Below are 13,024 nucleotides of genomic sequence, written 5' to 3' on the forward strand. Positions count from 1 at the left end.
CGCCCGGCAGATTCGGCGTCAATGTCGCGTCGGCCGGTTTCCCAGCCACTGAAAGCTCTCTCAAGGAACCCTCATGAAATCCCTTGCACTCACTGCCGGCACGCTGGCGGCTGCCGCCCTGGTCTGGTACGCGGTGCCCTCGTTCGCCGAAACCGCCCGCCGCGTGCCCGCGCCCACGGCCGACCTCGTGGCGCCGCCGGCCGCCAAGACCGAAACCGCCGTGTTCGCCGGTGGCTGCTTCTGGGGCGTGCAGGGCGTGTTCCAGCGCGTCAAGGGCGTGAGCAATGCGGTGTCGGGCTATGCCGGCGGCGATGCGAAGACGGCGCGCTACGACGAGGTCGGCTCCGGGCGCACCGGCCATGCCGAATCGGTGCGCATCACCTACGACCCGCAGCAGATCAGCTACGGCAAGCTGCTGCAGATCTACTTCTCGGTGGCGCACGACCCGACCGAGCTCAACCGGCAGGGGCCCGACACCGGCACGCAATACCGCTCCACCGTGTTCGCCGAGAACGCCGAGCAGGCCCGCATTGCCAGCGCCTACATCGCGCAGCTGAACCAGGCCAAGACCTTCGGCAAGCCGCTGGCCACCACCGTCGAGATGGCCAAGCCCTTCTACGCGGCCGAGGACTATCACCAGGACTACCTGACGCTGCATCCGAGCCAGCCCTACATCGCGATCAACGACATGCCGAAGATCGACGAGCTGAAGAAGCTGTTCCCCGAGAGCTACAAAGCTACGCCTGCACTGGTGAAGGCGGCCAAGGCCAGCTAAGGCCGATTAAGGCGTTGTGGCCAGTGCCCCGCGGCGCGCGGCCTGGTTGGATCGAGTGCGAAGCACCAGCGCCTGCTGCGCAGCGGACGCGTTGGCGGCATCGCCCTTCCATGCGTCGAGCGCGGGCTGCTGCACCGCACGGGAGAAAGAGAAGGCCAGCGCCCACGGCACGCGCGGCCTGAACCGGGCGTTCATTTCATTGAGGCGGGCGGAAGCCAGCTGCGCCGGCTGGCCACCCGAGAGAAACGCCACGCCGGGCACAGCGGCGGGCACGGTGCGCAGCAGGCAGGCGACCGTGGCCTCGGCCACCGCTTCGACCGAATCCTGCGTGGGCGCCTTCAGTCCAGGCAGCACCATGTTCGGCTTCAGCAGCATGCCTTCGAGCAGCACGCCCTGCGCGCGCAACTCGGCGAAGGTCCGGTGCAGCACCTCTTCGGTCACCTCGGCACATTGCGCCAAGGCATGGCCACCGTCCATCAGCACCTCCGGCTCGACGATGGGCACCAGCCCGGCCTCCTGGCACAGCGCCGCATAGCGTGCAAGGGCATGCGCGTTGACGTCGATGCATGCGCGCGTCGGCAAGCCGTCGCCGATGGCGATCACGCCGCGCCACTTGGCAAAGCGCGCACCCATGCCAGCGTATTCGGCGAGGCGCTCGCGCAGGCCGTCGAGCCCTTCCGTAACCGTTTCGCCGGGATGTCCGGCCAGCGGCTTCGCTCCGGTGTCGACCTTGATGCCGGGGACGATGCCAGCGTCGGACAGCGCCTTCGCGAAGGGCACACCCGCATGGGTCTGCTGACGGATCGTCTCGTCGAACAGGATCGCGCCGCTGATGCTGTCGGCCAGGCCCGGCGCGGTGACGATCAGTTCGCGCCATTCGCGCCGCGCCGCCTCGGTTTGCGGGATGCCGAGCGTGGCAAAGCGCTTGTTGCAGGTGGCGTTGCTCTCGTCCATCGCGAGCAGGCCCTTGTCGCTGGCGACGAGCGCGCGGGCGGTATCGATCAGCGTCTGTGCGGTCATGGGGCACCTCTTTTGCGGAAGATCGTACGCCCCTCCCCCGGGCTCCGCCTAGATCACGTTCTTCTCCAGCAGCGGCCGGTTCTCCAGGATGCGCGCGAAAGACACCGGCGATAGATCGAGGCTGCGGTACTCGCCGAAGCGGATCAGTTCCGCAATGCCGCGCCCCGCGGCCGGGCACTGCTGCAGCCCATGGCCCGAGAAGCCATTGGCGAAGTACAGGTTGTCGCACTCCGGGTGCAGGCCGAGGATGGCGTTGTGGTCGAACACGTTCATCTCGTAGTAGCCGGCCCACGCACCGGTCATGCGAATGGCCTCGAAGGCCGGCACGCGCTCGGCCAATGACGGCCAGATGAAGCTGTCGAAGGCTTCGTACTCGACGTCGAGCGGAACGCCGTCGTGGTCCTGGTCTTCGGGCGGCGCGAAGCCGCAGATGAACTGGCGGCCTTCGGGGCGCAGCCAGATGCCGGAGGTGTCGATCACCAGCGGGCAGCCCGGCAATGTCTCGGGGCACGAGAAGCTGAACACGCTGCGGCGGCGGCCGCGCACCGGAAGATCGATGCCGGCCCACCCGGCAACCTGGGCGGCCCATGCGCCCGCGGCGTTGACGACAACCTCGGATTCCAGGGTCTCGCCACGGTCCAGCTGCACACCCGTCACGGCGCGGCCGTTGCGGCGCAAGCCCGTTGCATGGGCCTGCACATAACGCGTGCCTTGAGAGGCGGCCTTCTTGCGAAAGGCCTGCAGCAGGCTGTAGCCGTCGTACCAGCCCTCGCCCGAGAGGCCCAGCGACGCGAGCGCAATGCCCTCGGTCGAAATCCATGGAAAACGCGCCTTCAGTTCGCCGGGCGTCATCAGCGCCACGTCCACCGCGTGCGCCTTCTGCATCGCATGGTTCTCGCGCAGCACGTCGACGCCAGCCGGCGAGGCCAGGTACAGGTAGCCGGGCTCGACCAGGCCGATGTCGGGCACGTCGTCGCCCACGCGCAGGGTCTCGCCGAGCGCGCGGAAAAAGTCGATGCCGAAGAGCGACATCTCGATGTTGATGGCGGTCGAGAACTGCTGCCGTATCGAGCTCGCGGACAAGGCCGAGGACGCCTGCTTGTAAGAGAAGTCGCGCTCGACCACCGTGACCTCGAAGGGCTCCTCCTTCGGGTCCCGGGTCAGGAAATAGGCGATGGCGGAGCCGATCGCCCCGCCTCCGATGATCACCACACGACGCATACGGGGCCTCATGCCGGCCTAGACCGGATTCGGATTGCGCTCAAGAAAGCCCTGCTGATGCCAGTACGGATAAGCCCGCGTCGTCGCGCTGGCCGCGTCGAGTTCCGCAACCTGCGCGGGTGTGAGGTTCCAGCCCACGGCGCCGAGGTTCTGGCGCAACTGCGCCCCGTCGCGCGCGCCCACCACCACGCTCGACACCGTCGGTCGCTGCAGCAGCCAGTTCAGCGCGACCTGCGGCACGGTCTTGCCCACTTCGGCGCCAACCTTTTCCAACGCCTCGACCACGCGGTAAAGCAGTTCGTCCGGCACCGGCGGGCCCATGTCCGCAGTGACATGCAGGCGGCTTTTGGCGGGCAGCGGCTGGCCGCGGCGGATCTTGCCCGTGAGCCGGCCCCATCCGAGCGGGCTCCACACCACGGCACCAACGCCCTGGTCTTGCGCGAGAGGCATCAGCTCCCATTCGTAGTCGCGGCCGACCAGCGAGTAGTAAGCCTGGTTCGCGACATAGCGCGCGAGGCCGTAGCGCTCTGAAGTGGCCAGCGATTTCATCAGGTGCCAGCCCGAGAAGTTCGACACGCCGATGTAGCGCAGCTTGCCCGCGCGCACGAGGTCGTCGAGCGTCGAAAGCGTTTCTTCCACCGGTGTGCTCGCGTCGAAGCCGTGCAGCTGGTAGAGGTCGATGTAGTCCGTGCCCAAGCGCTTGAGCGCGCCATCGACGGCCTGCACGAGATGGTGGCGCGACGAGCCCACGTCGTTCGGCCCTTCGCCGCTGCGGAAGGTGGCCTTGGTAGAGATCAGCAGCCGGTCGCGCGGCCGGCCCTTGATCGCCTCGCCGAGCACCGATTCGGCGGCGCCGCCCGAGTAGACGTCGGCGCTGTCGAACATGTTGACGCCGGCGTCGATGCAGATGTCGATCAACTTGCGCGCCTCGGCCACGTCGGTGCTTCCCCAGGCGCTGAATAGCTCGCCCTTGCCTCCGAAGGTGCCGGTGCCAAAGCTCAACACGGGGACCTTGAGGCCCGATTTACCCAGATGACGGTATTCCAAAGTACTGCTCCTTCGTGTTTGCGGATTCGGGGAGAAAACCGACAAGCCGACCGGCTTGTCGTCACGCCATTCTTGGACGAAGCAGTGAACCCTGCAGGCCGGCGGACTTTGTGGAAATCGATCGGAATAAGTTGACAACCGTCACTGAATTCCCTGCTGTAGCATGCGCCGCGAAGCCGTGATCTGGGCCGTGAATTGATGGAAAGACACGCCCTGGTGGAAATCGATAACTAAATAATTATTTTCAGGAGGAGCCGCATGCTTGTCGAAATTGACGCGAACGGAATGATCAATCACGCGCGAGTCAGAAGTGCTCGCAGCCCCGAAATCGAAAGAGGCAGGCGGACCGGTGCGATCACCGGCATCGTCGTTCATCAAACCGATGCCGACACATCGGCATCTTCACTGAACAGCTACAAGCGGCCGAAGGCGAATGGCGCGCACTTTCTCATCGATACGGATGGGACCATCTATCAGACGGCGGCGATTTATCAGCGTACGAATCATGTGGGGCCGCTGAAGGCGAGATGCTTGGCCGTAGGGGCCGCAATGCCGTGCGCCCTGCGCGACTATGCGAAGGCGGGAATGGAAGGAATGCATCGCATTGAAATGCGCAAGCCGCCCAGCGATCGTTATCCGAGCAACATGGAGGCCGTCGGAATTGAATTGGTCGGCAGGGCAAGGCTGCCGGTAGGGTTCAAGCCAATCGGTGAAGCAGCAAAGTGGCCGCTCGAAAAACAACGAGGTGAGTACGGCATATTCGATACCCCGACTGCGGCTCAAAATCTATCTCTCTCGTGGCTTGTCAAGGCGCTTGAAGATTCCATGCAGATTTCTTCGAGTGAAGTCTTTCCTCATCCCGCAGTCAGCAGAAAGAATCCAACGGAAGCCCGGGGCGCGAACTGGAATCTGCCCATACCAACGCCATGAACAAGACCCACATTTTTGTGACCGTGGCGGCGCTGATCTTGGCCGCGGTCGCATGTCCGGCGCAGGCAGCCGACAGGCGCTATCGCCTCGCATATGTGCAGAAAGTGAAGGTCATAGAACCTTCAGGCCGAACTGCCTGGGAAAACAAGGATATCCTGGACTGCGACGACGTCGTGTTGACAGAAGAGGATGTCCGCTATGCCTTGCAGCACATGCGCAGGGTTTCATGGAAGGCCTACGACCCCGAAAACACCGACACCACGGGGTGTAAAGGGAGCGCACTCGTTACCTTCCAGAACGGGAAAATCCTCGCCATGGGCATTGAGCCTACGGGGCGGATCAGCACCCAAGAGTATGACGCCAAGATGAAGCTCACGGCGAGTCCACCGGGCTTCTACGATTGCGCTCCTTGCGGCAAACGCAAGATGGCACTCCTGAAGGACGCGCTGTATCGAGCGCACGAGCGAGCGCTGAGGAAACTGGCGGCTGAAGGGAAGTTTCCGCCTGACGAGGTGGAGCGCCGGCTGAAGTGGTTCCGGGACAGCCGCTAACGGCCCTGACGCGCCCGCCAGGGCAACGACTCTCCCACCCCGCTGCGGCGGGGTTCTCCTTTTGGCCTCAGGGACACCATAAGATCCGGCGACCCAACGAAATCCTCCGCATGAACATTGCCCTCGAGCGCCCCGACCAGCCCGACGTCATCCAGCTCATCGACGACCTCGATGCGTACCAGAAGCCGCTGTATTCGCCCGAGAGCCACCATGGCATCGACATTGCGGCACTGTCGGCGATGCACGTGCTGTTCGCGGTGGCGCGCGACGAAGCGGGCACGGCCATCAGCTGCGGCGCCCTCGTCATGAACCCCGGCTACGGCGAACTCAAGCGCATGTATGTGCGCCCGCAAAACCGCGGGCAAGGCGTTGCGGCGAAGATGCTGAGCTTTCTCGAAGGCGAAGCCGCGGCGCGCGGTTGCACCCTGTTCCGGCTGGAGACGGGCGTGAGCCAGCCAGAGGCGCTCGCGTTCTATGCGCGCGCGGGGTATGCGCGGCGCGAGCGCTTCGGTGACTATCCCGACGATCCGTTGAGCGTGTTCATGCAAAAGACGACGAATCGTGGCGCACGGTTCATCGATTGAGGCGTGAGGCGTTGACCCAGGGTTCTTCCTAGTTTTGGGGCATGTCGAATCGCAACGGGCTCATCCGACGTAACCACAGAGGGTCGTCCTCTGTTCTTCAGGAGTAAGCAACCATGGCTACCAACATTGTTCGTCTGCACCGCGTCCTGCGCACCTCCCCCGACCGGCTCTATCGTGCCTTCGTGGAGGCCGGCGCGTTCGAGCGCTGGCTGCCGCCCTTCGGCTTCACCGGCAAGGTCCACACCATGGAGCCCGTGGTGGGCGGCGCCTGGCGCATGTCCTTCACCAACTTCGGCACCGGCCACAGCCACTCGTTCGGCGGCAAGTATCTGGAACTCGTTCCCGGCCAGCGCATTGCCTACGACGCCAGCTTCGACGATCCCCATCTTCCAGGCACGATGAAGACCACCGTGACCCTGACCGCGGTGTCCTGCGGCACGGACATGTCCGTCGTGCAGGAAGGCATCCCCGACGTGATTCCCGCCGAGATGTGCTACCTGGGCTGGCAGGAATCGCTGATTGCGCTGGCCCAACTGGTCGAGCCGAACATTCCGGGTTGAGGCACTTGCGCTTCGAAAACGTTTGAAGGGCGGCGCGGCGTGCCCGCGCCGGCGTCACCCATGCCGCGCCTCACAGCCGGCAAACCCCTCGAGCCCGGCCAGTTCTTCCAGGATGGGGCACTCGGGACGCTCGTCACCTTCGCAGCAGTGGGCCAGGCGCTCCAGCAGGCGCTTCATGTGTGCGAGTTCTTCGATCCGCTGGGCCAGCTCCTCGGCTCGTTCGAGCGCGACGCGCTTCACATCGAAACTCGCGCGGCGCCCGTCTTGCCACAGCGCATGCAGCTCGACGACTTCCGCTGTGTCGAAGCCCAGCGTGTGCGCCCGTCGTACGAAGCGCAGTGTCGACACGGTGTGCTCGTCGTAGAGACGGCCGTCCGCGTCGGTGCCGTCGAGCAGCCCGAGCGATTCGCAGTCGTGCAGCAGTTGCGCGGACGCACCGGAGCGGGCAACCACGTCGACAAGGGATAGGTGCGCCGCAGCAGTCGGCGCCGTGGGGTGTCCCATGGAGTTCTCCTTCGAACCAAAACGCAAAAGTCTCAGCCTTCACACCATGGCAGAGTCAAGCCGCCGCATGACCTTGGCGCGCAAGGGGGTCAGGCTCGCTGAGTTCACTGCGAGTCGGGTTGAATTGCTCCGTTTCGCTTGCTTCAAGCGGCACGATGAGTTTTTCGAGACCCGCCCGCCTGGTTTGTCCATCCCGGGTAAACCCCCGAATGCCCCCTCTCTTCTGGCCCGGTATTTGCGTCTACGATCGGAAATGACAGAAAATTTTCTTATCTGTCATATATTTGTAAATTCATTTTCATCGTCTGCACCCTTCGAGGTGCATCGCCTGCCCCATGAGCACCAACGTCGACATCCCAGGCACCACAGTGGCCCAGCGCATCGCGCAGGCGCTGCCGCGGCTGACGCGTTCGCACCGGCAGGTGGCCGACTTCGTGCTCGAGCACCCGCTGCAGGTTGCGACGCTGCCCATCGACGAGCTGGCAACCGCGGCGGGCGTATCGGTCGCCACGGCCAACCGCTTCGCGCGGGCGTTGGATTTCGACGGCTACGCCACCTTCCGCGCCGAACTCGTGCGCGGCTTCGAGTCGCTGGTGGCGCCGGTCGAACGGCTGCGCGGCAACCTGGAGCGCCCGACCACGGTCGCCGAGGTGTTCGCCACGGCGCTCGACGAGAGCCGCCGCAACATCGAGGCCACGCGCCAGTCGCTGGACTACGCGGCTTGCGAGGCCGCGGTGCAGCGCATCCTGAAGGCACGCTCGATCTACATCGGCGGCTTCGGCGCCAGCGCCTGGCTCGCGGGGCTGCTGCAACACGGCCTCGATGGCTCGTGCAGCGACGTGCGCATGCTCTCCAGCGTGAGCGGCATCACCCATGCGGCGCGCACGCTGATGCACGCGGGGCCGCAAGACCTGTTCATCGGCCTGACCTTTCCGCGCTACCTCACCGACACGGTGGCGCTGGCGCAGATCGCGCGCGGCCAGGGCTGCGCGGTGCTCGCGCTGACCGACCGCCCCAGCTCACCGCTCGCGCCGCTGGCCGACGTGGTGCTGTATTGCCAGACCGAAACCAGCTACCGCCCCAACTGCGAAACCAGCGTGCTCGCGCTGATCGAAGCGCTGACCAGCGCGGTCGCCCTGCGCGCGCCGGGCGCGGCGCAATCGGCCGGCCGCATCCTGCAGGCAGTGCGCCCGTGGCTGCACGGCGGACTGGGCCAGGGCCATGTGCGCGGCGAGGTCTCCATGCCATCCCTGCCTGCCGCCGTCGCTTCCGACGCCGGCAGGAAAAAGAAGAAAGCTTCCCGATGAAGAACATCACGCCCGTCATCGCCATCCACGGCGGCGCCGGCACCATCAGCGCCTCGACGACCAACCCCGAGCAGGCGCAGGCCTACCACGACGCGCTGCAGGCCATCGTGCGCGCCGCGCAGGCCGCGCTGCTCAAGGGCATGTCCGCGCTCGACGCCACCTGCCTGGCGGTCGAGATGCTCGAAGACTGCCCGCTCTTCAATGCCGGCTACGGCGCGGTGTTCACGCACGAGGAAACGCACGAGCTCGACGCGGCTGTGATGGACGGCGCCACGCTCGCCGCCGGCGCCATCGCCGGCGTGAGCCACGTGCGCCGCCCGGTGCGCGCCGCGCGCGCCGTGCTCGAGGACGGCGCCCACGTGCTGCTGGCCGGTGCGGGCGCCGAGGCCTTCGCGCGCGACCGCGGCCTGGAGATGGTCGAGCCCTTCTTCTTCTCGACCGACGCGCGCCGCCAGCAGCTGTACCGCGTGCGCGACACGGGCCGCGTGGTCACCGACCACGAAGGCGCCGCCATGACCAAGCCGCCGCTGGACGAAGACAAGAAGTTCGGCACCGTCGGCGCCGTGGCGCTCGACATCCACGGCCACCTGGCCGCCGCCACCTCGACCGGCGGCATGACCAACAAGCGCGTGGGCCGCGTCGGCGATACGCCGCTCATCGGCTCCGGCACCTACGCTGACGACCGCACGGCCGCTATTTCGTGCACCGGCAGCGGCGAAATGTTCATCCGCGTCGCAGCCGCGTACGACATCTGCGCGCGCATGGCCTACGGCGGCGCCACGCTCGAAGCGGCCACGCACGCCGTGGTGCACCAGTCGCTGCCCGCCATCGGCGGCACCGGCGGGCTGATCGCCGTCGACCGCCACGGCAACCTGAGCCTGGCCTTCAACACCGAAGGCATGTACCGAGGCCACGCGCGCGGCGACGAAGCGCCCCATACGGCCATCTTCGCCTGACGACGCACCAACGTACGCCCCCATTTTTCTTCGCACTCCCATGTCCACCCCTGTCCTCGCCCTGCCGGACGGCCGCGTTCTCGCCGTCGACGACCTCACCGTTCGCTTCTCGACCTCCGAGCGCACGGTTGATGCCGTCAAGAAGCTGTCCTTCCACGTCGACCACGGCGAAACGCTCGCGGTAGTGGGCGAATCGGGCTCGGGCAAGTCGGTCACCTCGCTCGCGCTGATGCGGCTCGTGGAGCATGGCGGTGGGCGCATCCTCGATGGGCGCATGACCTTCCGCCGCCGCAACGGCGAAGTGCTCGACCTCGCGCAGGCACGCGACACCACGATGCGCAACATCCGCGGCGCGGACATCGCGATGATCTTCCAGGAGCCGATGACATCGCTGAACCCGGTGTTCACGGCCGGCGAGCAGATTGCAGAGGCCATCCGCATCCACCAGGGCAAGAGCGACTCGGCCGCGCGCGCGGAAGCCTTGCGCATGCTGGAGCTGGTGCGCATTCCTGAAGCGCGCAATGTGCTCGACCGCTTTCCGCACCAGCTGTCGGGCGGCATGCGCCAGCGCGTGATGATCGCAATGGCGCTGTCGTGCAAGCCACAGCTGCTGATTGCCGACGAGCCCACCACCGCGCTCGACGTGACGATCCAGGCGCAGATCCTCCAGCTCATCCGCGAGCTGCAGAAGGAGATGCGCATGGGCGTGCTCTTCATCACGCACGACATGGGCGTGGTCGCCGAAATCGCCGACCGCGTGCTCGTGATGTACCGCGGCGACAAGGTGGAAGCCGGCAGTTCCGACACCGTGTTCGCGGCACCGCAGCACCCCTACACCAAAGCGCTGCTGTCGGCCGTGCCCAAGCTCGGCGCAATGCAGGGCACCGACCTGCCGGCCAAGTTCGAACTGCTGCGCACCGAGGCCAACGCCGACACCGTGCCCGCCGAAGCGCCCACGCAGCAAGACACGGTGCGCCAGGACACCGGCCCCATTCTCCGCGTGCGCGACCTCGTCACGCGCTTCGACGTGCGCAGCGGCATCTTCGGCCGCGTGAAGCGCCGAGTGCATGCGGTGGAAAAGATCAGCTTCGACCTGTACCCCGGCGAGACGCTGGCGCTGGTCGGCGAATCGGGCTGCGGCAAGTCGACCACTGGCCGCTCGCTGCTGCGCCTGGTCGAAAGCCAGAGCGGCGCGATCGAGTTCGGCGGCAAGAACATCCGCGAGCTGCCCACGCGCGAGCTGCAGGCGCTGCGCCGCAATATCCAGTTCATCTTCCAGGACCCGTTCGCCTCGCTCGATCCGCGCGTGACGGTGGGCTTCTCGATCATGGAGCCGCTGCTCATCCACGGCATTGCCAAGGGCGCCGAGGCGCAGCAGCGCGTCGACTGGCTGCTGCAGAAGGTCGGCCTGCCGCCCGAGGTGGCGCAGCGCTATCCGCACGAGTTCTCGGGCGGCCAGCGGCAGCGCATTGCGATTGCACGCGCGCTCGCGCTCAACCCCAAGGTGGTGGTGGCCGACGAATCGGTGTCGGCGCTGGACGTGTCGATCCAGGCGCAGATCGTCAACCTGATGCTCGACCTGCAGCGCGAGTTGGGCGTGGCCTTCCTTTTCATCTCGCACGACATGGCGGTGGTGGAGCGCATCAGCCACCGCGTGGCCGTGATGTACCTGGGCCAGATCGTCGAGATCGGCCCTCGCCGCGCCGTCTTCGAGGCGCCGCAGCACGCCTACACCCGCAAGCTGATGGCAGCGGTACCGGTGGCCGACCCGTCGCGCCGTCACAAGCCGCGCGCCCTGCTCGAAGGCGAGATCCCCAGCCCGATCCGCGCGGTGGGCGACGAGCCCGAGGTGCCGCCGCTGGTGCAGGTCGCGCCCGGCCACTTCGTCGCACGGCACGCCATCGGCGGCGCTTTCTGATTTTTCAACCCGCAGGCCCTCCTGCTTTTTTCCTCGAACCGACTGGAGTTCTTTCCATGAAGCAATCTTCTTCCTCTCTGCGATGGGCATCGGCATTGCTGGGCCTGGCCGCGTTGGCCGCATCGGGCACGGCACTGGCCGCGAAAGACGTGGTGCTGTCGATCGGCTACCAGCCGGAAACGCTGGACCCGTACAACACCAACACCACCATCACCACGGCCGTGACCAAGACCTTCTATGAAGGCCTGTTCCAGTTCGACAAGGACCTGAAGGTGCAGAACGTGCTCGCCGAGAGCTACGACGTCTCGAAAGACGGCCTGGTCTACACCATCAAGCTGCGCACCGGTGTCAAGTTCCACGACGGCACCGACTTCAACGCCGACGCGGTGAAGTTCACGCTCGACCGCGTGCTGAACCAGGACAACAAGCTGCTGCGCTACAACCAGTTCAACCGCGTGAGCAAGGTCGAGGTGGTGAACCCCAGCACCGTGCGCATCACGCTGAAGGAGCCCTTCGGTCCCTTCATCAACTCGCTGGCCCACGCATCGGCCGCCATGATCTCGCCCACCGCGCTGAAGAAGTGGGGCAACAAGGACATCGCCTTCCACCCCGTGGGCACCGGCCCCTTCGAATTCGTCGAGTGGAAGCAGACCGAAGCCGTCAAGGCCAAGAAGTTCGACGGCTACTGGAAGAAGGGCTACCCGAAGGTCGACAACGTCTCGTGGAAACCTGTGCTCGAGAACAACACGCGCGCCGCGATGCTGCAGACCGGCGAGGCCGACTTCGCATTCCCCATACCCTATGAGCAAGCCGACCTGCTGAAGAAGAGCGAGAAGCTCGAAGTGGTGGCAACGCCCTCGATCATCACGCGCTTCCTGGCATTCAACATGCTGCAGAAGCCCTACGACAACCCGAAGGTGCGCGAAGCCATTGGCTACGCCATCAACAAGGAAGCGCTGGCCAAGGTCGCGTTCGGCGGCTATGCCTTCCCCGCTCAGGGCGTGCTGCCCCAGGGCGTGAAGTACGCTGAGAAGATGGCTCCCATTCCCTACGATCTGAAGAAAGCCAAGGAGCTGATGAAGGAAGCCGGCTACCCCGACGGCTTCGAGTCGGTGCTGTGGAGCGCCTACAACAACACGACCAGCCAGAAGACGATCCAGTTCGTGCAGCAGCAGCTCGCGCAGATCGGCATCAAGCTGCAGGTGCAGGCGCTCGAAGTGGGCCAGCGCACCGAGCAGGTGGATGCATGGCCCGATCCGAAGACGGCCAAGGTCCGCATGTACTACACCGGCTGGTCGTCGTCGACCGGTGAAGCCGACTGGGGCCTGCGCCCGCTGTTCGCCTCGGAAGCCTGGGCTCCGAAGCTGAACAACATGTCGTTCTACAAGAGCGAGGTGGTGGACAACGCGCTGGCCAAGGCGCTGGTGACCACGGACGAGAAGGAACGCACTGCGCTGTACAAGACCGCGCAGGAAGAGATCCGCAAGGACCTGCCGCGCGTGCCGATGATCACCGAGCAGAACCTGTCGGCGCACGCCAAGCGTCTCTCGGGCGTGTTCGTGATGCCTGACGGCAACATCAACATCGACGCGATCGCTGTATCGAACTGATCCCGGCTTCTAGTTTCCTGACTGACTGCCCGGCGGGCGGT

At 65.7% G+C, this 13,024-nt stretch carries 13 protein-coding genes; 9 read left to right on the top strand and 4 right to left on the bottom strand.

Annotated features, from left to right (window positions below):
• Positions 1–73 precede the first annotated feature (73 nt).
• Positions 74–775: a peptide-methionine (S)-S-oxide reductase MsrA gene (msrA, locus tag ACEN9N_RS11055; RefSeq protein WP_495656067.1), complete on the top strand. Its 702-nt coding sequence runs from the start codon at positions 74–76 to the stop codon at positions 773–775.
• Between the two features lie 6 nt (positions 776–781).
• Here msrA and ACEN9N_RS11060 read toward each other — a convergent pair whose 3' ends face one another.
• The 3 genes from ACEN9N_RS11060 to ACEN9N_RS11070 are packed head-to-tail and all read right to left on the bottom strand — an operon-like array spanning position 782 to position 4,063.
• Positions 782–1,795, bottom strand: coding sequence for a class I fructose-bisphosphate aldolase (locus ACEN9N_RS11060; protein ID WP_495656068.1), 1,014 nt, complete (start codon positions 1,793–1,795; stop codon positions 782–784).
• A gap of 48 nt (positions 1,796–1,843) precedes the next feature.
• Positions 1,844–3,016 (bottom strand): NAD(P)/FAD-dependent oxidoreductase, encoded by a 1,173-nt coding sequence (locus tag ACEN9N_RS11065; protein WP_495656069.1) that lies wholly within the window; start codon positions 3,014–3,016, stop codon positions 1,844–1,846.
• A gap of 18 nt (positions 3,017–3,034) precedes the next feature.
• Complete coding sequence (locus tag ACEN9N_RS11070) at positions 3,035–4,063, bottom strand: aldo/keto reductase (protein ID WP_495656070.1); 1,029 nt, start codon at positions 4,061–4,063, stop codon at positions 3,035–3,037.
• Between the two features lie 258 nt (positions 4,064–4,321).
• Between ACEN9N_RS11070 and ACEN9N_RS11075 the strand changes: the two genes are divergently transcribed.
• The 4 genes from ACEN9N_RS11075 to ACEN9N_RS11090 all read left to right on the top strand — a co-directional run bounded on the left by ACEN9N_RS11075 (position 4,322) and on the right by ACEN9N_RS11090 (position 6,688).
• The gene (locus ACEN9N_RS11075; RefSeq protein WP_495656071.1) at positions 4,322–4,993 is read left to right on the top strand and encodes a peptidoglycan recognition protein family protein; all 672 of its coding nucleotides are present in this window, start codon (positions 4,322–4,324) and stop codon (positions 4,991–4,993) included.
• Positions 4,990–5,544, top strand: a complete 555-nt coding sequence (locus ACEN9N_RS11080; RefSeq protein WP_495656072.1) for a hypothetical protein — start codon at positions 4,990–4,992, stop codon at positions 5,542–5,544. Before ACEN9N_RS11075 ends, ACEN9N_RS11080 begins: the two co-directional genes overlap by 4 nt.
• A 110-nt stretch (positions 5,545–5,654) precedes the next feature.
• On the top strand, positions 5,655–6,128 hold the full coding sequence (locus tag ACEN9N_RS11085) for a GNAT family N-acetyltransferase (RefSeq protein ID WP_495656073.1): 474 nt from the start codon (positions 5,655–5,657) through the stop codon (positions 6,126–6,128).
• A 113-nt stretch (positions 6,129–6,241) separates the two neighbouring features.
• Positions 6,242–6,688, top strand: a complete 447-nt coding sequence (locus tag ACEN9N_RS11090; RefSeq protein ID WP_413331548.1) for an SRPBCC family protein — start codon at positions 6,242–6,244, stop codon at positions 6,686–6,688.
• 54 nt (positions 6,689–6,742) lie between these two features.
• On the opposite strand, the gene ACEN9N_RS11095 is transcribed toward ACEN9N_RS11090, so the two are convergent.
• Positions 6,743–7,192, bottom strand: coding sequence for a MerR family DNA-binding protein (locus tag ACEN9N_RS11095; protein WP_495656074.1), 450 nt, complete (start codon positions 7,190–7,192; stop codon positions 6,743–6,745).
• Positions 7,193–7,527: 335 nt separating this feature from the next.
• Between ACEN9N_RS11095 and ACEN9N_RS11100 the strand changes: the two genes are divergently transcribed.
• The 4 genes from ACEN9N_RS11100 to gsiB are packed head-to-tail and all read left to right on the top strand — an operon-like array spanning position 7,528 to position 12,983.
• Positions 7,528–8,499: a MurR/RpiR family transcriptional regulator gene (locus ACEN9N_RS11100; protein WP_495656075.1), complete on the top strand. Its 972-nt coding sequence runs from the start codon at positions 7,528–7,530 to the stop codon at positions 8,497–8,499.
• A complete protein-coding gene (locus ACEN9N_RS11105) occupies positions 8,496–9,455 on the top strand; it encodes an isoaspartyl peptidase/L-asparaginase family protein (RefSeq protein ID WP_413311573.1) in 960 nt (319 codons plus the stop codon). Before ACEN9N_RS11100 ends, ACEN9N_RS11105 begins: the two co-directional genes overlap by 4 nt.
• A 40-nt stretch (positions 9,456–9,495) precedes the next feature.
• On the top strand, positions 9,496–11,373 hold the full coding sequence (locus ACEN9N_RS11110; RefSeq protein ID WP_413331543.1) for a dipeptide ABC transporter ATP-binding protein: 1,878 nt from the start codon (positions 9,496–9,498) through the stop codon (positions 11,371–11,373).
• A 56-nt stretch (positions 11,374–11,429) separates the two neighbouring features.
• Entirely contained in the window at positions 11,430–12,983 is a 1,554-nt protein-coding gene (gene gsiB / locus ACEN9N_RS11115) for a glutathione ABC transporter substrate-binding protein GsiB (protein WP_495656076.1), read from the top strand.
• Positions 12,984–13,024: the final 41 nt, after the last annotated feature.

The sequence above is a fragment of the Variovorax sp. Varisp46 genome (assembly GCF_059491885.1).

What these genes read in the sequence shown, in the direction of transcription:
- msrA (WP_495656067.1), top strand. Translation starts at nt 74, where the DNA reads ATGAAATCCCTTGCACTCACTGCCGGCACGCTGGCGGCTGCCGCCCTG.
- ACEN9N_RS11060 (WP_495656068.1), bottom strand. Translation starts at nt 1,795, where the DNA reads ATGACCGCACAGACGCTGATCGATACCGCCCGCGCGCTCGTCGCCAGC.
- ACEN9N_RS11065 (WP_495656069.1), bottom strand. Translation starts at nt 3,016, where the DNA reads ATGCGTCGTGTGGTGATCATCGGAGGCGGGGCGATCGGCTCCGCCATC.
- ACEN9N_RS11075 (WP_495656071.1), top strand. Translation starts at nt 4,322, where the DNA reads ATGCTTGTCGAAATTGACGCGAACGGAATGATCAATCACGCGCGAGTC.
- ACEN9N_RS11080 (WP_495656072.1), top strand. Translation starts at nt 4,990, where the DNA reads ATGAACAAGACCCACATTTTTGTGACCGTGGCGGCGCTGATCTTGGCC.
- ACEN9N_RS11085 (WP_495656073.1), top strand. Translation starts at nt 5,655, where the DNA reads ATGAACATTGCCCTCGAGCGCCCCGACCAGCCCGACGTCATCCAGCTC.
- ACEN9N_RS11090 (WP_413331548.1), top strand. Translation starts at nt 6,242, where the DNA reads ATGGCTACCAACATTGTTCGTCTGCACCGCGTCCTGCGCACCTCCCCC.
- ACEN9N_RS11095 (WP_495656074.1), bottom strand. Translation starts at nt 7,192, where the DNA reads ATGGGACACCCCACGGCGCCGACTGCTGCGGCGCACCTATCCCTTGTC.
- ACEN9N_RS11100 (WP_495656075.1), top strand. Translation starts at nt 7,528, where the DNA reads ATGAGCACCAACGTCGACATCCCAGGCACCACAGTGGCCCAGCGCATC.
- ACEN9N_RS11105 (WP_413311573.1), top strand. Translation starts at nt 8,496, where the DNA reads ATGAAGAACATCACGCCCGTCATCGCCATCCACGGCGGCGCCGGCACC.
- ACEN9N_RS11110 (WP_413331543.1), top strand. Translation starts at nt 9,496, where the DNA reads ATGTCCACCCCTGTCCTCGCCCTGCCGGACGGCCGCGTTCTCGCCGTC.
- gsiB (WP_495656076.1), top strand. Translation starts at nt 11,430, where the DNA reads ATGAAGCAATCTTCTTCCTCTCTGCGATGGGCATCGGCATTGCTGGGC.